The sequence below is a fragment of the Streptomyces sp. enrichment culture genome (assembly GCF_964272895.1).
GTDB lineage: Bacteria > Actinomycetota > Actinomycetes > Streptomycetales > Streptomycetaceae > Streptomyces.
The window spans coordinates 1,096,495-1,115,891 of the sequence record NZ_OZ186832.1 but is presented as its reverse complement, the minus strand read 5'-3'; the positions used below and the strand labels follow the sequence as shown (position 1 = coordinate 1,115,891).

Below are 19,397 nucleotides of genomic sequence, written 5' to 3'. Positions count from 1 at the left end.
CGACCGCCGTATGACAAACGGATTGACCGGTGACCGGCCCGGAGCGGGGCCGGTCACCGGGTCGCTCACTCGGTCGGGTCGCCGTGCAGGCGCACGGTGCTGAGGATCTTCATGACGGTCTCGTCGGGCACCTCGCCCTTCACGCCCTTGCCCCCGTAGAAGTTCCAGGCCACGAAGGCGCCCTCGGAGTTCTTGAAGCCGAAGGTGAGCGCCTTGCCGTCGCTGGCGCACTTGCCCTTCTGCGGGGTGTTGGTCGAACGGGCCCAGGCGATGCTGCCCTTGATGCCGGAGGCGGTGGTGTAGGGCTTGGCCTTCTTGTCGAAGGTGATGCTCTTCTTGTCGGGCTGGGTGTAGCCGCCGTAGACCCACCACGGGACCTGGTTGACCGCGACCTCGTCGGTGGTCTTGGCGCCCTCGGCGCCCTTGGTGCCGACCGCGGCCAGGTGCGCGTCCTCGGTGCGGCCGTCCTTGTTCTCGTCGGAGGTGCACCACTTGGACTTGTAGTAGGCCGGTGCCGACATCATGATGAGCGGCTTGCCGTCGTCCGACTTGTCGTCCTCGAAGCCGATCGACAGCGTGGGGGACTGCACCTCCCAGTCGCCCGGCACGTCGAAGGCGACCCCGCGCTTGGGGTTCACCACGACCTTCCAGCCGTCGATCGTCGGCTTGAGGTCGTCACCGCCGCGCGGATTGTCGTCCGAGCCGCTCTGGGAGGGGCTGGGGTCGGCGGACGCGGTCGGCGACGGGCTCTTCTTCTTGCCGCCTCCGCCGCTCGCCTCGTCGTCCTTGTCGCCGCCCAGCACCAGGAAACCGGTCACGCCGGCGGTGATCACCACGGCCGTCGCCGCGATGATGGCCACCAGCTTCGTCCGGTTGCCGTCACCGCCGCCCGTGCCGCCGGGCTGCGGCTGGGGCATGCCCGCCTGCTGGGGAGCGCCCCACTGGGGCTGCTGGGCGTACGGGTTGGGCTGCTGCTGGTAGCCGGGCTGCTGATATGGATTCGGCTGCTGGTACCCCGGCTGCTGGTACGGGTTGTTCTGCGGGTTCTGCTCGCCCCCGGGCGGCTGCTGTCCTGGCCACATGTGCCGTAACCCTAGTCCCGTCGGGGACACGATTCGGTCACCGCCCCTTGTCAGGGACGTACCAACGTGAGCGAGCGGGGGCCGGGAGACTCTGGCCCACGGGGCTACTCACGGGTAACATCCTCGCCATGAGCGCAGATCAGATGTCCATCGGCGAGCTGCTCGCCGCCACGGTGCCCATGGTTCGCACCCTGAACCTGGAGTACCTGGAGACCACCCCGGAGCGGGCCGTCCTGGCCCTGCCGGACCAGAGCGAGTACCGCAACCACGTCGGTGGGCCGCACGCGGGCGCGATGTTCACCCTCGGTGAGTCGGCCAGCGGCGCCATCGTCCTCGCCGCGTTCGGCGACCAGCTCTCGCGGGCCGTGCCGCTGCCGGTGCACGCGGACATCGCCTTCAAGAAGATCGCGCTCGGACCGGTCAAGGCCACGGCGACCCTCGGTCGTCCCGTCGCCGAGGTCGTCGCCGAGCTCGACGAGGGCAAGCGGCCGGAGTTCCCGGTGGCCGTGTCCATCCAGCGGGAGGACGGCGCCGTCACCAGCGAGATGACGGTGGTGTGGACGCTGCGCCCCAACGGCTGAGCCACCTGCTTCAGGCCCCGGCCCGCCTCGGCCGGGGCCTTTGTCGTGCCCTGGGGACGGGGCGGGTGGCCTTCTTGGGGTGGGGGGCCTCGGGTGCGTGGGTGCGCGGGTTCTCCGGTGCGGGGGCGTGAGTCCTCGGGGTGCCTGGGCGCGGGGATTCTTGGGGCGCGGAGGTGCGGGGCGGGCGGCTTGCTCGGGTGCGTGGGCGCGGGGGCTCTCGGGATGCCTGGGGTGCGGGGGCTCTCGGGTTGCTTGGGGTGCGGGATTCTCGCGGTGCGTGGGCGCCAGGACTCTCGGGGGCGCGTCCGCAGGGGCCTCTCGCGGCGCACGGGCCGGGGCGCCTCCAGTGCACGGCGGTGAGTGCGGAGTGGCATGGGCTGCTGGGCGAGGCGAGGCGAGGAGGGGAGGGGAGGGGGAGGAGCGGAGGCGGAGGAGTCTCCTCGGCCCGGCCCGCCCCGCGGTCGCCGTCGTGCCCGCGGAGCCCTCGCGCTCCTCCCGCCACCCCGCCACCCGCCACCCCGCCACCCGCCACCCCGCCACCCGCCACCCCGCCACCCGCCACCCCGCCACCCCGCCACCCGCCACCCCGCCGGTCGAGCCTGACGGGCCGTCACGTGCGGGCTGACGCACAGTGAGGTCACGGGGCGGACCGCGGCCGGGCGTGGCCGCGGTCCGCTCGTCGTGCCGGCACACCCGAGGAGTCACGGCCATGTCCCACCCCGTTCCCCGGCGGTCCGCCCTGCGTCTGCTGGGCATCGCCGTCACCGTCGCCGCGGCGGCCGCCACCGGCAGCCGCGCCCCGGTCCACGCCTCCGGGCGCCCCGAGCAGGGCGCCGGACGCCGGGTCGAGAGCCTCCTCGCGCGGCTCACCCTCGACGAGAAGATCTCCCTGCTGCACGGCGCCACCGACCCCGCCCCCCTCGGCCAGGCGGGCTACGTCCCCGGCGTGCCCCGCCTCGGCATCCCGCCGCTGCGCCTGGCCGACGGCCCCGCCGGGGTACGCGTCACCCGGCACGCCACCGCCCTGCCCGCCCCCGTCCTGCTGGCCTCCGCCTTCGACCCGGCGCTGGCCCGCCGCTACGGCCAGGTCATCGGACGCGAGGGCCGCGCCCTCGGCCAGGACGTGCTGCTCTCCCCGATGGTCAACCTGATCCGCACCCCCTATGCGGGCCGGAACTTCGAGACGTTCGCCGAGGACCCGCTGCTCTCCGCCGATCTGGTCGCCGCGGAGATCCAGGGCATCCAGGGCGAGGGCCTGATCGCGACCGTCAAGCACTTCGCGCTGAACAACCAGGAGAAGGACCGCACCTCCATCGACGTGCGGGCCGACGAGCGCACCCTGCACGAGGTCGAACTGCGCGGCTTCGAGGCCGCCGTCACCGCCGGGACCGGCGCGGTCATGGGCGCGTACAACAAGGTCAACGGCACCTTCGCCTGCGAGAACGCGGAACTGCTCGACGACGTCCTGCGCGAGCGGTGGGGGTTCCAGGGCTGGGTGATGACCGACTGGTCCGCCGCGCACAGCACCGTCAAGGCCCTCACCGCCGGGCTCGACATGGAGATGCCCGACGGGCGGTACTTCGGTGACGCGCTGCGCACCGCGGTGCGGGACGGCAGCGTGCCCGAGCGGTACGTCGACCGGGCCGTGCGCCGCCTGCTGACCGTCCTGGACCGCTTCGGGCTGCTCGACGCCGAGCGGCGCCCGCGCCCCGAGCGGCGCCCGCGCCCCGAGCGCGACCCGCAGGCCGGCGCTGCGGTCGCCCTGGAGGTCGCCAAGGCGGGCGCCACCCTGCTGCGCAACGCACGCGGCACCCTGCCCCTGACCGCCGGCGACATCGCGGTGATCGGCCCGACCGGCGTGCTCCCCTACGCCAGTGGCGGCGGCAGCGCGCACGTCGTCCCCGACCGGGCCGAGCGCCCCCTCGACGCCCTCAGGGCCCGCGCCGCACAGGGCACCCGGGTCACCCACACCCTCGGCGAGGACCTGTTCGGCAAGCCCCTCCCGCACCTCACCCCCGGCTTCGACAGCGAGGGCCAGGGCGTCGACGCCGGCCGGACCTGGACGTACGACGGCACGCTCACGCTCGACGAGGCCGACGAGTGGACGTTCGTCCTGCACTACTCCGGCGCCCCGACCGGCCGCCCCCGGGTGTCCCTCGACGGCCGGGACCTCTTCCCGCTCGCCCCCGGCTACTCCGAGTACGCCCCCGGCGGCCTGCTCACGACCGCTCCCGACGGCCTGTCCGTACGCCGCCGGACGCTCACCCTCGCCCCCGGCGCGCACCGCCTGCGGATCACCGCCGAGGGCGGCGCCGCGGGGCTGCTGTTCCGGCTGCGCCGCATCACCGGCGCCGGCCGGGAGCGGGACGTGGCCGAAGCGGTGGCGGCGGCGCGCGCGGCCCGCCATGTGGTGCTGTTCGCCTACGAGGACGCCACCGAGGGCCAGGACCGCACCACCCTCGCCCTGCCCGGCAACCAGGACCGCCTCATCCGGGCCGTCACCGCCGCCAACCCGCGCACCACCGTCGTCCTCAACACCTCCTCCGCGACCTCGATGCCCTGGCTGGAGGGCACGGGAGCGGTGCTGCAGATGTACTACCCGGGCCAGGAGGGCGCGGCCGCCACCGCCGCCGTCCTGTTCGGCGACTGCGACCCCGGCGGCCGCCTCACCCAGACCTTCCCGGCCGACGACGACACCCACCCCGTCGCCGGGGACCCGCGCCGCTACCCCGGCGTGGACGGCGTCGAGGAGTACACGGAGGGAGTGCACTGCGGCCATCGCTGGTACGACGCCCAGAAGGTGCGGCCCCTGTTCCCCTTCGGGCACGGACTGTCGTACACCTCCTTCGCCTACGACTCCCTCTCGGTGCTGCCCGACGGGGACGGCCTGGAGGTGTCCTTCACCGTGCGCAACACCGGACGGCGAGAGGGCGTGGCCGTGCCCCAGATCTACCTCGGACCCTCGCCCGACCTGCGGCTCGACCAGCCGGTGCGGGTGCTGGCCGGGTACCGCAGGCTGACGCTGGCGGCGGGGGAGCGGCGCCGGGCGACCGTGCGGATCGCCGCACGCACGCTGTCCTCCTGGGACCCCGAGCGCCACGCCTGGGTCCTCGGCACCGGGCTGCGGACCGTCTGGGTGGGGGCGTCCTCCCAGGACCTGCGGCTGCGCACGACCGTGCGGGTGGACCGGTGACACCGTGAGCCCCACCCGCCGCGGCACCGGCCCGTGCCCCTGACCGGGTAGGCTGCCCCGGCGCGCGTCCGCCACGGTGTGCGCGCGCCGGGAACACAGGGCACGGACAGGAGAGGAAGCGGCGTTGCACGTCCAGGAATGGCTCGAAACGGTGCCACCCCTCGCCGTCTATCTGCTGGTCGGTGTGGTCATCGGTCTGGAGAGCCTGGGCATCCCGCTGCCCGGCGAGATCATCCTGGTCTCCTCGGCGCTGCTCGCCTCGCAGCACGGTGAGATCGACCCCGTGATCCTCGGCACCTGCGCCAGCGCCGGCGCGATCATCGGCGACTCCATCGGCTACGCCATCGGCCGCAAGGGCGGACGCCCGCTGCTGGCCTGGCTCGGCGGCAGGTTCCCCCGGCACTTCAGCGAGGGCCACATCGCCACCGCCGAGCGCTCCTTCCAGAAGTGGGGCATGTGGGCCGTCTTCTTCGGCCGCTTCGTCGCCCTCCTGCGCATCTTCGCCGGCCCCCTCGCGGGCGTCCTGCACATGCCGTACTGGAAGTTCCTCATCGCCAACGTCTTCGGCGGCATCCTGTGGGCGGGCGGCACCACGGCCGTCATCTACTACGTCGGTGTCGTCGCCGAGGAGTGGCTGAAGCGCTTCTCGTGGCTGGGCCTGGTCGTGGCGGTCCTCATCGGCCTCACCTCGATGCTGATCATCAAGCGCAAGGCGAAGAAGGCGACGGCCGCACAGCCGGAGCCGGAGCTCGTGGGCGCCGGGGAGTAGAACGCCCCCGAGGAGGGCGCCGCGCCGGGTGCGTGCGCGGCTCCGCCCGGCGCGGGCACGAGCAGCCCCGCACGGCCCGCGGGCGGCCGGCCGCCTCTACGCGCCGTGTGCTTCCCGGTGCGCCGTGGCCAGCTCGGCGTACATCGTGCCGTTCAAGGTGATCCCCTGACGCTCCTCCTCCGTCAGCTCCCGCCGCACCTTGGCCGGCACCCCCGCCACCAGCGATCTGGGCGGCACCACCATCCCCTGCGGCACCAGCGCCTGCGCGGCCACCAGCGATCCGGCGCCGATCACGGCCCCGTTCAGCACGGTCGCCCCCATCCCCACGAGACAGTCGTCCTCGACGGTCGCCCCGTGCACCACGGCGTTGTGTCCCACGGACACCCGCTCACCGATGCTGACCGGGAAGCCGGGGTCCGCGTGCAGCGTGCAGTTGTCCTGGATGTTGCTCTGCGCCCCGACACGGATGCGCTCGACATCGCCGCGCGCCACGGCCCCGTACCAGAGGCTCGCCCCCGCCCCGAGGGTCACGTCCCCGATCACCGAGGCCGTGGGCGCGACGAACGCCTCCGGGTCGACCTTCGGCTCCTTGCCCCCGATACCTGTGATCAACGCTCGCTGTCCCATGCCGCAGACAGTACGCCACCCCGTTGGGGCGAAGATCACAGCCCTGCGACCCCGCCCCGGCGGCGAAGGCTCAGTACCGTGACCCCGTGCCGAAGAGCAAGAACACGTTCTCATCCTGGCGCCGCCGCCTCGCGCAGCGCGCCGTCCACGCGGGCTGGGCCTGGGTGCAGCGCACCGGCTCGGTGACGGCCGAGAACCCCGGCCGCTTCCGCTTCGGCGCGCTCGGCGAAGCCACCCGCCTCGCCTTCCCGCTCGGCACCGTCTTCGGCGAGCCCTGGATCCACCTGGGCTCCCACTGCATCGTCGGCGAGCAGGTCACCCTGACCGCCGGCCTCATGCCCGACCTCGACCTCGGCCCCGACCCGATCCTGCGCATCGGCGACGGAGTGGTCCTCGGCCGCGGCAGCCATGTCATCGCCGACACCACGGTCACCATCGGAAACGACTGCTATTTCGGCCCGTACGTCTACGTCACGTCCACGAACCACTCCTACGACGATCCGCACGAGCCCATCGGCAAGCAGTGGCCGCGGATGGAGCCGGTGGAGATCGGCCCCGGCTGCTGGATCGGCACCGGCGCTGTGATCCTGCCGGGCGCCCGGATCGGCCGGAACGTCGTGGTCGCCGCGGGGGCCGTGGTGCGCGGGAGCGTGCCCGACCACGCGGTGGTCGCGGGGGCGCCCGCCCGGATCGTACGACGCTGGACCCCCGACGACGGCTGGCAGCCGCCGCTGCGCACGCCCGCGCCGGTGCCGATACCGAAGGACGTCACCCCGGACCAGCTCAACGCCCTGTCGGGACTGGACGAGGAGGCGGTGGCGCGGCTCGCGCAGCTTGAGCCGGGCGCCTGACGCAGCCGTCGCCCCGACTCAGCCCGTCGCCAGCAGCAGCGTCCCCATCAGGGCCAGACCCGCGCCCGCCGCCTGCACCCCGCGCAGCCGCTCGCCCAGGAAGCCGCGCGCGGCGAGGGCGGTGACCACCGGATACAGCGAGGCCAGCACCGCGGCCACCGTCACCGGGCCGTGCTGGGCGGCGACGGAGTACGTGCCGTTCGCGGCGACGTCGGCGAGGCCCACGAAGGCGAGCATCGGCAGCGCACGCCAGGGGAAGCCGCCCTCGGGCAGGGCGGGCGAGCCGCGCCGCACGCTGACCCAGAGGGCGGCACCGCCCGCGACGACGTTGGTCAGACGCTGCACGAACAGGGCGAGGAACAGGCCGGTGAGCGTGGTGGACGCCTCGGCGATCAGCGCCACGCAGGCGCCGAAGCCCAGCGCGCCGACCAGCGTGAGCACGATCGTCCGCCGCTGCACCGAGGCACCGCCGAACCGCGGCCCGCCCGCCAGCACCACCCCCGTCACGGCGACCGCGATGCCCGCGGCCTGGAGCAGATGCGGGCGCTCGCCGAGGAGGAGCCCGACGGAGACGGGCACGGCCACGCTGAGCGTGGTGAGCGGAGAGACGACGCCCATGGGCCCTCGCGCGAGGGCCTCGTAGAAGCACAGGATGGCGACCGGGCCGATCAGCCCCGCGGCCACCGCGCACCACAGCCGCGGACCGGCCTCGCTCCAGCCGCCGGTGGCCGCCACGACCAGCCCCAGCACGGCCACCGCGATCGTCTGCGACACGACCACGACCGTCAGCGACGGCAGGCGCCGGGACAGCAGTCCGCCGCCGAAGTCGGCCAGGCCCCACAGCAGGCTGGTGGCCAGGGCGAAGAGTGCTGTCACGCGGCGCCTCGCAGTACAGTTCGATGAACGATCGGGTGCACCTCACCGTAGTGCAGTCGACTGAACTCTGTCATTCAGAATATTGGACGGAATGTGGCGGACCTCGACCTGCTGACCCAGTCCCTGGCGCGCAACGTCAAGCGCTGGCGCACCGAACGCGGCTTCACCCTGGACGCGCTCGCCGGCCGCGCCGGGGTCAGCCGCGGCATGCTCATCCAGATCGAGCAGGCCCGCACCAACCCGAGCCTCGGCACCGTCGTCAAGATCGGCGACGCGCTCGGCGTCAGCATCACCACCCTGCTCGACTACGAGCAGGGCCCCAAGGTCCGGATCGTCCCCGCCGAGCAGACGGTACGGCTGTGGCACACCGACGCCGGCAGCTACAGCAGGCTGCTGGCCGGCACCGAGTCGCCCGGCCCGCTGGAGCTGTGGGACTGGCGGCTGATGCCGGGCGAGTCCAGCTCCTCCGACCCGCACCCGGTCGGCACGGTCGAACTCCTCCATGTCACCGCCGGCGAGCTGACCCTCACCGTGGACGGCGTCGAGTACCGCGTCCCGGCCGGCTCCAGCGCCTCCTTCGAGGCCGCGGCCCCGCACACCTACGGCAACACCGGCACCGAACCGGCCGAACTGGTGCTCGCGGTCTCCGTGCCGCCCGTGCACTGAGACGCCCAAGCGGCGGGCGGGACACGGCTGTTAGCGTGCGAGCATGCGCGCACCCATCGGAGACTTCGACCAGGCCGTACCCGCCCCCGAGTGCCTCGACGAGCTGACCCGGCCCGTCGCCGACGCCGTACGCCACTGGCGCGGCAGCGTGCCCGCCGACCAGATCCTCTACGTCGACACCGACCCGGAGTGGGCCGACACCGCCGTCTTCGTCGAGCACTACGGCCGCGAGCTGCTGGAGCAGTCCGCGAACTGCGTGGTCGTGGCGGGCAGGCGCGGCGGCGAGACCACCCTGGCCGCCTGTGTCGTCCTCTCCACCACGCGGGCCGACGTCAACGGCGTCGTCCGCCGCCACCTCGGCGCCCGCAAGGTCTCCTTCGCGCCGATGGACACCGCGACCGGCGAGACCGGCATGGAGTACGGCGGCATCACCCCCGTCGGGCTCCCCGAGGCATGGCCGGTGCTGGTCGACGCCGCCGTCGTCGACCTGCCGTACGTCCTGGTCGGCAGCGGCCGGCGGCGCGGCAAGCTCCTGGTGCCGGGCAAGGCGTTCGCCGAACTGCCGGGCGCGGTGGTGCTGGAAGGGCTCGGCGTCGCCTGATGTCCTCCGCTTACGCCGTGGCGTGGTGGGCCAGCGGCAGATGCGGGTCCGCCTCGCCCGGGACCGGTGCCGGGTCGGCGTGCACGAGGGCCGCGGTGAGCCGGGGTACGGCGTGCAGCAGGGCGTGTTCGGCGTCGACGGCGATGGCGTGGGCCCGGCGCACGGTCGTCTCGCCGTCCACCACCACCGCGACCTCCGCGCGCAGCCGGTGCCCGATCCAGCGCAGCCGCAGCTCACCGACCCCGCGCACGCCCGGCACCGCCCGCAGCGCGCGCTCGGCCGCGTCGACCAGGGCCGGGTCCACGGCGTCCATGACGCGCCGGAACACCTCCCGCGCCGCGTCCCTGAGCACCAGCACGATCGCCGCCGTGATCGCCAGCCCCACGACCGGGTCGGCCAGGCTCCACCCCAGCGCCGAGCCGCCGGCGCCCAGCAGCACGGCGAGGGACGTGAACCCGTCGGTACGGGCGTGCAGTCCGTCGGCGACCAGCGCGGCCGAGCCGATCTCCCGGCCGACCCGGATGCGGTAGCGGGCCACCCACTCGTTGCCCGCGAAGCCGACCAGCGCCGCGACCGCCACCGCCGGGACGTGCGCCACCGGCCGCGGGTCCAGCAGCCGCTCGAACGCCGTCCAGCCCGCGAAGGCCGCCGACGCGGCGATGGTCAGCACGATCGCCATACCGGCCAGGTCCTCGGCCCGTCCGTAGCCGTAGGTGAAGCGACGCGTGGCCGCACGGCCGCCCAGCAGGAACGCGATGCCCAGCGGTACGGCGGTCAGCGCGTCCGCCGCGTTGTGCACGGTGTCGCCGAGCAGCGCGACCGAGCCGGACACCGCCACCACGGCCGCCTGCGCCAGCGCCGTCACGCCCAGCACCGCCAGGGACACCCACAGGGCCCGCATCCCGCGCGCCGAGGACTCCAGGGCGGAGTCCAGTTTGTCGGCGGTCTCGTGGGAGTGGGGGGTGAGGAGGTGGGCCAGCCGGTGGCGCAGGGAGCGGCGCGTGCGGGCACCGGGCCGGTGCGCGTGCCCCTGCGGGGTGGCGTGAGCCTGGGGGTGCTCGTGGTGGTGTCCGTGACCGTGGGGGTGCCCGTGGTGGTCTCCGAGACTCTGGGCGTGCCCGTGACCCTGGGGGTGCTCGTGGTGATGCCCGTGACCGTGCGGGTGCTGGTGGTGGTGTCCGCGTGCGTCGTCGTGTCCGTGCCGGTCGTTCACGTCGTTCCCCTTCCGGTGCGCCCTCCTCGACGTACCCGCTCCTCGGCGCCATTATGTGCGTATGAACGCACGCATGCACCTGTCATCTGCGCATGATGCGCACCCGCGCACTCCGGGCGAGGAGCAGTTCGCGCTGGCGGCCGAGCTCCTCGCGCTGCTCGGCGACCGCACCCGGCTCGCGCTGCTGCATGCGCTGACCGAGGCAGAGGCGGACGTCACGACGCTCACGCAGGCGTGCGGGGCCGCCCGGCCCGCGGTCAGCCAGCATCTGGCGCGGCTGCGGCTCGCCGGGCTGGTGAGCACCCGCAAGGAGGGGCGCCGGGTGGTCTACGCCCTGCGCGACGGGCATCTGCGGCGGCTGGTCGCCGAGGCGCTGAGCGTGGCCGACCACCGCATCGCCGGCCGGCCCGTGCACGAGGAATGAGCGGAGGTCAGGTCTGGTCCGACCGCGGGGCGCCGATGAAGCTGGGCTCGTTCCGCCGGCCGGCCGTGCGGCGCCCGGCGAAGGCGTACGCGATCCACTCCAGCACCCAGAACAGCGCGAGCCAGACCGTCAGCACCACCGCCGGAACGGCGAGGAACGCCACGGCCGGCACCGTCACCAGCAGCCACAGCAGCAGCTCGCCCACGCCGGTCCCGGACAGCCGGCCGCCCGCCCGCACCGCGGCCCACATGATCCACCGCCGCAGCAGCGACACCCCGAGCTCGCGCAGGGCGCGCCGGAAGACCCCGTCGGCCTCGGCCCGGCTCACCGGTGCCTCCCGGCACAGGTAGTCGTGCACGATGGCGGCCTTGGTGTAGACGCCGTAGCGGGGGATGAGCCAGACGAACACGGTGGGCACCGAGGCGAAGTCGGTGCGGAAGCCGACCGGCACGGTGAACGTGTCCTCGCGCCCCCGGTAGGCCACCTCTTCCAGCAGCTCCCATGTCTCGGCGTCGATCTGCTTGACGGCGATGTTCCCGTCGACGAACGGCATCGCGACCACCCCGCGCCATCGTGTCGGGCGTGCCCCGTCGGACGCCCTGGTTCCGGTGTAGCGCGGCGGGCGCGGTCTGTCGCCCCGTCAGCGGCATCAAGCTTGGGATACGGGGGCTCGGGGATCGGCCGCCCACCGGACGGACCCGCGGTACGGTGGCTGTGCACCCTGTGCCCCTTCCGCGGCCGGCTGCCCGACGGCGACACCGGCGCCTGTAAGGTGCGCGGCAGGCAGGCCGAGCCGACCCTCGAACTCGCCTACCGATCCGCCCCCCTGGGCGTCCCCCGCGAGGGCCCGGTCGGCCTGGACCCGAAGCGGCACACCTTCGCCGTGCGGCTGAGCGGGGGAGCCGCGCGCCGCTCCGCCGGGGACGGCACCCTCACCGCAGGAGACCACCGCAGGCTCGTCGCCGCGGACGTCGACCGGGCGCTCAACTCCGCCCGCCCGCGGGCCTTCTGCGGCGGGCAGGTGGCACCCGCGTGTTCTGGTACGGGGGTTCGGCGGACGTCGTTGAGGTAGAGCTGTACTACATCAACTCCTGTGCGGCCCAAGGGGGAGGAGCGGGATGACGAGTGACGACGGCTCGGGCGAGCCGGAGATCGGGAGCGTGCGGTACAACGAGCGGGGAGAGGTGGAGTTCTACGACGGGACACAGTGGGGGCCTTACGGAGGGGACGTCGGCGGTGCCACCCGGATCGACTGGGACGAGTGGAGCCTGATCCGCGAAACCCGGTTCGACCGGGACGGGTGGGGTCCGAGCCGCGATGACGGAGCCGACGGGCAGGAGCCGGGGTGACCACCCCACCCGACCCGCAGCAGCCGCCGGCCGATGCGGCGCCCCTCGTCTCCGCGGCCCAGCTCGCCGTCACCGACATGCGCACCACCGCCCGCTGGACCATCGCCGCCTTCGCCGCGGTCGGCGGAGTGATGCTCGGCGGTCTGCCGTTCGCCGGGATCGGCGAGGTGGGCGACGGCGGCGACCTGGCGCTGGCGACGGCCGGGCTGGCCCTGGCCGTACTGGGCGTGGCCTGGGCGATCTGGCACACCGGCGAGGCCCTGACCCCGCGCCTGACGACCCTGCGGGTCCTCACCGACCCGACCCCGCGCGAGCGGCGCGAGCTCAAGGACCTGCACACCGAACTGGCCGCCTCGCCCAGGGCGTTCTACGGCCCCTTCGGCACCACGCCCGCCGAACTCGACGCCGCCTGCCGGCTGCACGGCAGGGTCGCCGCCAACCTGGAGGCGCTCCTCGTCCACGAGACCGACCCGCGCCGCCGCGCCGAGGCCACGTACCGGCTGGGCCTGGCCCGCGCCAACGCCGACCAGGCCCTGCGCCGCCGCCGCGACCTCCTCGAACTCGCCCACGCCTGGCAGGTCCGCGGCGCCCTGCGCCGGGCGCGGGTGCACACGATGGCGGGCGCGTTCGCGGTGGTGGCGGGCGCGGTGGTGTTCCTGCTGGCGACGGCACGCTGAACGTGAGCGCGGGGCCGGCCCGAGATCGGCCGCCCCGCGGCCCGCGCTACCGCAGCCGGGGGATCTCGATCGCCGGGCAGCGGTCCATGACCATGTCCAGCCCCGCCGCGCGGGTGCGCGCGTACGCCGCCTCGTCGACGACGTCCAACTGGAACCACACGGCCTTCGCGCCCTTGGCCACGGCCTCGTCGGCGATGCCCCCGGCGAGAGCGCTGTTGACGAAGACATCGACCACGTCCACCTCGAAGGGGATGTCCTCGAGGCGGGCGTAGCCCTGCTCGCCGTGGACCGTCTCCGCCTTGGGATGCACGGGGACGATCCGCTTGCCGAAGCGCTGGAGGACCTCGGCGACGCCGTACGCGGCGCGGCTGCGGTTGGCGGACAGGCCGACCACGGCCCACGTGTCACCGCTCTCGGTGAGGATCTTGCGGACCGTCGCTGCGTCGCCGTACACCCTGGCCTCCTTCGTCGTCGTCCCCCGGTCGTGTCCGGGGCCGGGCGGGATGCCGCCCAGGGGCGGCAACAGCGTCCGCCGCACGGGGATTCCCACCGCGGCCGGGCAACGCCCTGACCTGAATGCGTACGAGAGGACTGCGCACCGCGGCACGCGCGCCTACGCTCGGCTCGTGCTGCGCATCATCGACGCCCGTACCGGCGAGCCCGCCCCGGCCGCCCCCGTCCGCCGGGGCCTGACCCGGATCGAGGCCCACGCCACCGGCCCCGGCCTCACGGCGCTGCGTGTGCTGCTGGTCGCCGACCTGCTGGTGCGCGCGCTGGAGTTGGGCGGCACACCGGTGTGGGCCGTGCTGACCGGCGCGCCGCAGGAGACGGAACTGCGGGCGGCCGCGGCGGCGCTGGGGGTGCGGCCGTTCGAGGACAGCCGGGAGATCGGGGTGGGGCTCGGCGAGGCACAGGTCCTCCAGGTCGTGGAGGAGGGGCGGGGCGTGGGCGTGTCCCCCGACGGCGTCCATGTCACGGTCGCGCCCGTGCACGCGCTGCCGCCCGACCTCCCCACCGCCGCCGACGCCGACCCGGCCGCGCTCCGCCTCGCCCTGCTGGCACACCCCCGCACCGCACCGCTCCGGCTGGACGCGGTCGCGCTGGCCGAGGCGCGGGACACGCTGCTGCGCTGGCGCCGGGCGGTCGCCGGATGGGCGCGCGGACCGTCCCGGCCGATCCCCGCCGAGGTACGCGGGCGGCTGCGCGAGGCATGGGAGGACGACCTGGACCTGCCCGCCGTCCTGCGGGTCCTGGAGCAGGTGGAGGACGCCGGTCCGGAACTGCCGGACGGTGCCCGCTTCGAGACGTACGCCTACGCCGACCGGCTGCTCGGCCTCGACCTCACCCGCGACCTGGGAGCCCCGGCGTGACGCCCCGCGCGGGAGCGGGGCCCCGGCGCCGGCTGGTCGTGCTGCGGCACGCGAAGTCGGCCCGGCCGCAGGGCGTGCCCGACCACGAGCGCCCGCTCGCCCCGCGCGGCCGCCGGGACGCCCCCGTGGCCGGCCGGACGCTCGCCGCCGCCGACTGCCTGCCCGACCTCGCCCTGTGCTCCACGGCCGTACGCGCCCGCCAGACCTGGGAGCTGGCCTCCGCCCAGTGGGGCACGCCCCCACCGGTACGGCTCGACTCCCGCCTCTACGCCGCCGACGTACCCGACCTCCTCGCCGTGGCCCGCGAGACCCCGCCCGAGGTGCGGACACTGCTGCTGGTCGGCCACAACCCCGGCCTGGAGGACCTCGTCCTCACCCTCGCCGGCAGCGACCTGGACGACGCCCTCGACGCGGTCCGCACCAAGTTCCCGACCTCGGCGATCGCCGTCCTCGCGTGGTACGGCCACACCTGGCAGGCCCTCGCCCCCGGCTGCGCCCTGCTGACCCAGATGGTGGTGCCGCGGGGCAGGAAGCCCTAGACCCGGCGGGCCGGCGCGCAGCGCATAGGGTGGCGGGATGCAGGACGAGTACCGCACAGTCGCCCGCGCGGGCGTGCACGAGACCGAGATCAACCGCTCCCGCTTCCTGTGCGCGCTCGCCCCCGCGGCCACCGAGCAGGAGGCCCAGGAGTTCATCGCGGGCGTCCGCAAGGAGCACGCGGACGCCACGCACAACTGCTGGGCCTACGTCATCGGCGCCGACGCCTCGGTGCAGAAGGCCAGCGACGACGGCGAACCGGGCGGCACCGCGGGCGTCCCCATGCTGCAGATGCTGCTGCGCCGCGACATGCGGTACGTCGTCGCCGTCGTCACCCGCTACTACGGCGGCGTGAAGCTCGGCGCGGGCGGCCTGATCAGGGCGTACGGCGGAGCCGTCGGCGAGGCCATCGACACCCTCGGCACGATCACCCGCCGCCGCTTCCGCCTGGCCACCGTCACCGTCGACCACCAGCGCGCCGGCAAGGTCCAGAACGACCTGCGCGCCACCGGCCGCGAGGTCCGCGACGTGCGCTACGCCGAGCAGGTGACCCTCGAGATCGGCCTCCCCGACGCCGATGTGGACGCCTTCCGCGCCTGGCTCGCCGACGCCACCGCGGGGACGGCCGGGTTCGAGCTGGGCGGGGAGGTCTACGGAGACGTCTGAGGGTCCGCTTACGGGGACGGTCGCTGGGTCGGTCGCGGGGTCGGCCGCGGGGGGTTCTGCGGGGACAGGATCGGGGGTTCGGTGCCGCCGGAGTAGAGCGTGGCGGGACGGGGGCGCTCCGTGTCGTCGCCGTTCTCGCCTTCGCCGTTCTCGGGGTTCTCGGCGTCCGGTGGCGGGAGCAGCTCCGCGTCCAGCGACCGGATGCGGTCCTCAATTCCCGTGGGCCCGTCCGGCGGCTCGTTCCGCATCGCGCATCAGTCCTTCCATGAGGAGTTTCCGGCTGGTGCGGCAGAAGGCGGTCTCGGTCGCGTCCAGCCGGCCCGTCTCGAAGTACTTGTTGGCGGCCTGCCCGCCACGGCAGTAGGCGAACAGCCCGCACGCCGCCCGGCAGGCGTCGACCCCGTCGAGGGCCTCGGCGACCCAGGGGTTCTCCTCGGCGCGGGCCAGACAGCAGTCCAGGCCGGACTCCCGTACATCGCCGACGGTGAACGGGCCGTGGCGCGCGGAGGAGAACCCCGCGAGGTCCGGGCTGAGCGGGACCACCTGGCCGTCCCAGGTGACCATGGGCAGCGGATCCGCCGGCAGGCCGGCCCACCCCCCGGCCGTACCCGACAGCTCCGCCCTGACGTACCGCCAGGCATGTTCCAGGTCACGCAGCGACATGCGCCGGTCGGCGCGTCCGCGGGCGGCCAGCGCCGCCCAGAAGTCCGCGACGTTCTCCTCGTCGCGGACGCACCAGTCGTTCACGCCCTTGCGTTCCACCAGGTTCACCCCGAGGACGCGGCAGCCGAGCGCGGTGAACCACTCGTGCAGGTCGGCCGCCCTGCCCGCAGAAGGGTCGGACACGACGGCGATGGCGCCGAACGGGATGCCGTGCTCCTTGAGCAGCGCGATGCCGCGCAGCGCGCGGTCGGTGCTGTCCCGGCCGCGGCGGTCGGGCCGCCCGGTGGGAGGACCGGCGAGGGGAGCAGTGTGGGGGGCGGTGCCCGGACCGGTGCCCGGGCCGGGGCCGTCGACGCTGACGGACACCTTGATCCGTCGCTCGCGGAACAGCCGGCACCACTCGTGGTCGATCAGCGTGGCATTGGTCTGCACGGCGTGGCGTACGGGGTGCGCGCGGCCCCTGGGGAACCGGTCGAGCAGCCCCCGCAGTCCGGCCACGCCCGCCGTGAGCGGTTCGCCGCCGTGCCACAGCACCGTGACCGGGTGGAGTTCCGACCAGGCGGCCACCGTCTCGGCGACGGCGTCGGCCACGTCGGGGGCCATGAGGCGGGCGAGCCCTCGGGAGGGGAGATAGCAGTAGGGGCAGTCGAGGTTGCACAGCGGCGTCGGCTGGAGGAGCACCAGGGAGCTCGTCCTCGCGAGGCGCGGTGAGGTGGGGGTGGGCGGCCGCCTCATCGGTCGCCCGCCGTGCATGCCCGCGTGGCGGCGAGGTGGGCCAGCGTCTCGCCCTCGCGGTGGGAGTCGGCGAGCTCCCGGAAGAGGCGCAGGGCCGCAAGGTGCACCTCGCGCGCCTCCTCGGGGCGGCCCGCGCGCCGGAGCGTGACGCCGAGGTCGTTGCCCGCGACCGCCTGCCGGTGCCGGTCACCCAGCTCCTCGAACTCCCTTACGGCGCGCAGATGGGCGTCGACGGCCTCGTCGAACCGGCCGAGCGCGGACAGGGCCGTACCGCAGTCGTTCCACGCCGTCGCGAGACGCTCGCGGGCGCCCAGCTCCTCGAAGACCGCGCGCGCGGTGGTGTGCGCGGCCAGGGCCGCCTCCGGGCGCCCGGTCTCCCGTAAGGAGCGCCCCAGGTTGTTGGTGGCGGTCGCCTCGCGCAGCCGGTCGCCGACCGAACGGAACATCTCGCGGGCCCGGGTGAGCGCGACGACCGACTCGTCGTGGCGGCCCAGTTTGAACAGGGCGCGGCCGAGGTTGTTCCAGGGCGATGCCTCGACCTGCGCGTCACCGAACGGGTGCACCAGCGCGCGGGCGCGCTCATGGGCCTCGATCGCCTCGTCGTACCGGCGTGCCTCGGTCAGGGAGACTCCCAGCATGTCCCAGGACTTCCCCTCCTCGAACCGGTCGCCGAGCTCCTGGTGGATCTCGCAGGCCCGCGTGTGGGCGGCGACGGCCTCCTCGATCCTGCGGTTGTTGCGCAGGGCCAGCGCGAGACGGTTGTAGCCCCTGCCCGCGGCGGAGCCGTCGCCCAGCGCGCGGGCCGCCTCGGTGGCGCACCGGTAGACGGACACGGCGTCGTCGAAGTAGCGCCGCCAGGTGAGATACCCGTGCAGACCCAGCGCCAGTCCCAGACCGTCGCGGGCGTGGGCGGGGTCGGCCGCCCACAGCGCGGCGGAGATCAGTCCGGTCCGCTCGCCGTCGAGCCAGCGCAGCGCGTCCTCGGGCCCGTCGAAACCGGCGTCGTCCGGCGCCTTGCCCGAACGGCCCTGCAGGTACCAGTCGGCGGCCTCGGCCCGCCGCCGGTAGTGGGCGAGGAGCCGGGCACGCGCATGCGTGCCCTCGATCCGCAGCTCCTGCTGACCCGACACGCGGTCCAGGGCGTACGCCCGCACCAGGTCGTGCAGCGTCCAGCGGCCCCGGACGCTGCCGGGGGCGACCAGATGCGCGCGGACCAGCACGTCGAGGTCCCGCCGGGGCAGGGCGTCGGCCCCGGACAGCACGGTGATCGCCTCGTCGCCGGTCTCCGAGCCGGGGGCGAGTGCCAAGAGGCGGAACAGCCGGGCGGGCCCCGGGCCGAGTCGGCGGTACGACAGGTCGAAGGCGGCCCGCACGCCCCGCTCGCCGTCGTCCAGGTGGTCGAGGACCGTGGCGGAGCCGGCCAGTTCCGCCACGAGTTCCGCCACCGGCTTGCCCGGATCGGCGATCAGCAGGGCGGCCGCGATCTGCAGCGCCAGCGGGAGGTGCCCGCACAGGGTGCACAGCCGCCCGGTCGCTGCCGGGTCGTCCCGGACGCGCGGGTCGGCGGGGGCCGCCGTGCGCAGCGCCGCGCTCAGGACGTCCCGCGCCACCTCCGGCCGCAGGATGTCCAGAGCCAGCTGCTGGGCGCCGAGCTGGGGCATGGTGTCCCGCGAGGTGACGAGCACCCGGTGCGCGGTGTGGCCGGGCAGCAGCGGTCTGACCTGCGCGGGGTGCGAGGCGTTGTCGACCACGATCAGCACCCGGCCGCGCGTGCGGGCCCGCTCGGCCAGGACCGAGCGGTACAGGCCGGCCCGCTCGTCCAGCGTGCCCGGCACATGCGCGGCCGCCACGCCCAGGGCGCGCAGCAGGGCCTCCAGCAGCTGTTCGGGGCCGGCGGGCGTCTCGTCGTAGCCATGGCAGTCGACGAACAGCGCGCCGCCCGGGAACCAGCCGCGCTCCCGCGCCGCGTGAGCGGCCCGCACGGCGAGGGCGGTCTTGCCCACACCACCGAGACCGGCGACGGCGGTGACGGGCACGGGGGTGGGAGGGGCGGGAGGGGTCCGGCCGGTGCCGCCGGTGTCGCCGGTGTCGTCGGTGCCGCCGGTGTCGTCGGTGTCGTCGGTGCGGGGGTCGGTGTCGCTGGTCGCGGGGCGGTTGGTGTCGTGGGTGTCGGGGTCGGTGTCGTTGGCCGGGTGGCGGCCGGTGGCGTCGGTGCGGGCGTCGGTGGCGCTGGTCGGGTGGCGGCTCGTGCCGTCCGTGCGGGAGTCGGTGCCGCTCGTCCCGCGGTGGTCGTCGTCGCGGGGCGCGTCGTGCGGAGCCAGGGCCGCCAGCAGGGCGTCCAGTTCCTCCTCGCGTCCGGTGAACTCCGCGGCAGCCGGGGGAAGCGCGTCCTCTACGTGCGGCATGGGTCCGTAGTGGTGGTGATGCTCCACCTTCTTCCCGATCGCCTCGCCCCGGAATGTCCCGTTACGGAAGTCGATCCGATCCCCGCCGTATGTGTCCCCGCTCACCTGGTCC

General features: G+C 74.5%; 22 protein-coding genes. 13 read left to right on the top strand and 9 right to left on the bottom strand.

Going from position 1 to position 19,397, the window contains the following annotated elements; all coding sequences use genetic code 11:
• Positions 1-65: 65 nt before the first annotated feature.
• On the bottom strand, positions 66-1,082 hold the full coding sequence (locus ACSU6M_RS05010; protein WP_437067405.1) for a hypothetical protein: 1,017 nt from the start codon (positions 1,080-1,082) through the stop codon (positions 66-68).
• A gap of 143 nt (positions 1,083-1,225) precedes the next feature.
• Here ACSU6M_RS05010 and ACSU6M_RS05005 point away from each other — a divergent pair, with 143 nt between their 5' ends.
• The 3 genes from ACSU6M_RS05005 (at position 1,226) to ACSU6M_RS04995 (ending at position 5,625) form a co-directional block, all read left to right on the top strand.
• Positions 1,226-1,663, top strand: a complete 438-nt coding sequence (locus ACSU6M_RS05005; RefSeq protein ID WP_437075011.1) for a DUF4442 domain-containing protein — start codon at positions 1,226-1,228, stop codon at positions 1,661-1,663.
• Positions 1,664-2,372: 709 nt separating this feature from the next.
• Complete coding sequence (locus ACSU6M_RS05000) at positions 2,373-4,856, top strand: beta-glucosidase family protein (RefSeq protein WP_437067403.1); 2,484 nt, start codon at positions 2,373-2,375, stop codon at positions 4,854-4,856.
• Positions 4,857-4,980: 124 nt separating this feature from the next.
• On the top strand, positions 4,981-5,625 hold the full coding sequence (locus ACSU6M_RS04995; RefSeq protein ID WP_437067401.1) for a DedA family protein: 645 nt from the start codon (positions 4,981-4,983) through the stop codon (positions 5,623-5,625).
• 96 nt (positions 5,626-5,721) lie between these two features.
• Here the strand turns inward: ACSU6M_RS04995 and ACSU6M_RS04990 are convergent, their stop codons facing one another.
• Positions 5,722-6,252 (bottom strand): gamma carbonic anhydrase family protein, encoded by a 531-nt coding sequence (locus ACSU6M_RS04990; RefSeq protein ID WP_437067399.1) that lies wholly within the window; start codon positions 6,250-6,252, stop codon positions 5,722-5,724.
• An 86-nt stretch (positions 6,253-6,338) separates the two neighbouring features.
• Between ACSU6M_RS04990 and ACSU6M_RS04985 the strand changes: the two genes are divergently transcribed.
• Positions 6,339-7,103 (top strand): acyltransferase, encoded by a 765-nt coding sequence (locus tag ACSU6M_RS04985; RefSeq protein WP_437067397.1) that lies wholly within the window; start codon positions 6,339-6,341, stop codon positions 7,101-7,103.
• A gap of 18 nt (positions 7,104-7,121) precedes the next feature.
• Here the strand turns inward: ACSU6M_RS04985 and ACSU6M_RS04980 are convergent, their stop codons facing one another.
• Positions 7,122-7,979 (bottom strand): EamA family transporter, encoded by an 858-nt coding sequence (locus ACSU6M_RS04980; protein WP_437067395.1) that lies wholly within the window; start codon positions 7,977-7,979, stop codon positions 7,122-7,124.
• A gap of 93 nt (positions 7,980-8,072) precedes the next feature.
• On the opposite strand from ACSU6M_RS04980, the gene ACSU6M_RS04975 reads away from it, so the two are divergent.
• Together ACSU6M_RS04975 and ACSU6M_RS04970 are read left to right on the top strand one after the other, a co-directional pair.
• Positions 8,073-8,645: a helix-turn-helix domain-containing protein gene (locus ACSU6M_RS04975; RefSeq protein WP_437067394.1), complete on the top strand. Its 573-nt coding sequence runs from the start codon at positions 8,073-8,075 to the stop codon at positions 8,643-8,645.
• A 43-nt stretch (positions 8,646-8,688) separates the two neighbouring features.
• Positions 8,689-9,246 (top strand): YbaK/EbsC family protein, encoded by a 558-nt coding sequence (locus tag ACSU6M_RS04970; RefSeq protein WP_437067392.1) that lies wholly within the window; start codon positions 8,689-8,691, stop codon positions 9,244-9,246.
• 10 nt (positions 9,247-9,256) lie between these two features.
• On the opposite strand, the gene ACSU6M_RS04965 is transcribed toward ACSU6M_RS04970, so the two are convergent.
• Positions 9,257-10,459, bottom strand: a complete 1,203-nt coding sequence (locus ACSU6M_RS04965) for a cation diffusion facilitator family transporter (protein ID WP_437067390.1) — start codon at positions 10,457-10,459, stop codon at positions 9,257-9,259.
• 61 nt (positions 10,460-10,520) lie between these two features.
• On the opposite strand from ACSU6M_RS04965, the gene ACSU6M_RS04960 reads away from it, so the two are divergent.
• Positions 10,521-10,883: an ArsR/SmtB family transcription factor gene (locus ACSU6M_RS04960; protein ID WP_437067389.1), complete on the top strand. Its 363-nt coding sequence runs from the start codon at positions 10,521-10,523 to the stop codon at positions 10,881-10,883.
• A 7-nt stretch (positions 10,884-10,890) separates the two neighbouring features.
• On the opposite strand, the gene ACSU6M_RS04955 is transcribed toward ACSU6M_RS04960, so the two are convergent.
• A complete protein-coding gene (locus ACSU6M_RS04955) occupies positions 10,891-11,436 on the bottom strand; it encodes a DUF1353 domain-containing protein (protein WP_437067388.1) in 546 nt (181 codons plus the stop codon).
• A gap of 219 nt (positions 11,437-11,655) precedes the next feature.
• On the opposite strand from ACSU6M_RS04955, the gene ACSU6M_RS04950 reads away from it, so the two are divergent.
• The 3 genes from ACSU6M_RS04950 to ACSU6M_RS04940 are packed head-to-tail and all read left to right on the top strand — an operon-like array spanning position 11,656 to position 12,909.
• Positions 11,656-11,955 carry a hypothetical protein gene (locus ACSU6M_RS04950; protein ID WP_437067387.1) on the top strand — a complete coding sequence of 100 codons (300 nt, stop codon included), beginning with the start codon at positions 11,656-11,658 and terminating at the stop codon, positions 11,953-11,955.
• Positions 11,956-12,001: 46 nt separating this feature from the next.
• Positions 12,002-12,232, top strand: a complete 231-nt coding sequence (locus ACSU6M_RS04945; RefSeq protein ID WP_437067385.1) for a hypothetical protein — start codon at positions 12,002-12,004, stop codon at positions 12,230-12,232.
• On the top strand, positions 12,229-12,909 hold the full coding sequence (locus tag ACSU6M_RS04940) for a hypothetical protein (protein ID WP_437067384.1): 681 nt from the start codon (positions 12,229-12,231) through the stop codon (positions 12,907-12,909). Before ACSU6M_RS04945 ends, ACSU6M_RS04940 begins: the two co-directional genes overlap by 4 nt.
• 46 nt (positions 12,910-12,955) lie before the next feature.
• Here the strand turns inward: ACSU6M_RS04940 and ACSU6M_RS04935 are convergent, their stop codons facing one another.
• A complete protein-coding gene (locus tag ACSU6M_RS04935; protein WP_437067383.1) occupies positions 12,956-13,363 on the bottom strand; it encodes a CoA-binding protein in 408 nt (135 codons plus the stop codon).
• 172 nt (positions 13,364-13,535) lie between these two features.
• Between ACSU6M_RS04935 and ACSU6M_RS04930 the strand changes: the two genes are divergently transcribed.
• From ACSU6M_RS04930 to ACSU6M_RS04920, 3 genes are read left to right on the top strand one after another with little or no spacing between them, the layout of a single operon-like run.
• Positions 13,536-14,279: a hypothetical protein gene (locus tag ACSU6M_RS04930; protein WP_437067381.1), complete on the top strand. Its 744-nt coding sequence runs from the start codon at positions 13,536-13,538 to the stop codon at positions 14,277-14,279.
• Positions 14,276-14,818 carry a SixA phosphatase family protein gene (locus ACSU6M_RS04925; RefSeq protein WP_437067379.1) on the top strand — a complete coding sequence of 181 codons (543 nt, stop codon included), beginning with the start codon at positions 14,276-14,278 and terminating at the stop codon, positions 14,816-14,818. The genes ACSU6M_RS04930 and ACSU6M_RS04925 overlap by 4 nt, the downstream gene beginning before the upstream one ends.
• A gap of 37 nt (positions 14,819-14,855) precedes the next feature.
• On the top strand, positions 14,856-15,482 hold the full coding sequence (locus ACSU6M_RS04920) for a YigZ family protein (protein ID WP_437067377.1): 627 nt from the start codon (positions 14,856-14,858) through the stop codon (positions 15,480-15,482).
• 8 nt (positions 15,483-15,490) lie between these two features.
• On the opposite strand, the gene ACSU6M_RS04915 is transcribed toward ACSU6M_RS04920, so the two are convergent.
• Genes ACSU6M_RS04915 through ACSU6M_RS04905 form a run of 3 tightly spaced genes read right to left on the bottom strand, consistent with a single transcriptional unit; the run spans position 15,491 to position 19,390 of the window.
• On the bottom strand, positions 15,491-15,730 hold the full coding sequence (locus ACSU6M_RS04915; RefSeq protein ID WP_437067375.1) for a hypothetical protein: 240 nt from the start codon (positions 15,728-15,730) through the stop codon (positions 15,491-15,493).
• The gene (amcB, locus tag ACSU6M_RS04910; RefSeq protein WP_437067373.1) at positions 15,693-16,826 is read right to left on the bottom strand and encodes a cyclophane-forming radical SAM peptide maturase AmcB; all 1,134 of its coding nucleotides are present in this window, start codon (positions 16,824-16,826) and stop codon (positions 15,693-15,695) included. The genes ACSU6M_RS04915 and amcB overlap by 38 nt, the downstream gene beginning before the upstream one ends.
• Before the next feature lie 50 nt (positions 16,827-16,876).
• Positions 16,877-19,390: a tetratricopeptide repeat protein gene (locus ACSU6M_RS04905; protein WP_437067371.1), complete on the bottom strand. Its 2,514-nt coding sequence runs from the start codon at positions 19,388-19,390 to the stop codon at positions 16,877-16,879.
• Between the last annotated feature and the right edge of the window lie 7 nt (positions 19,391-19,397).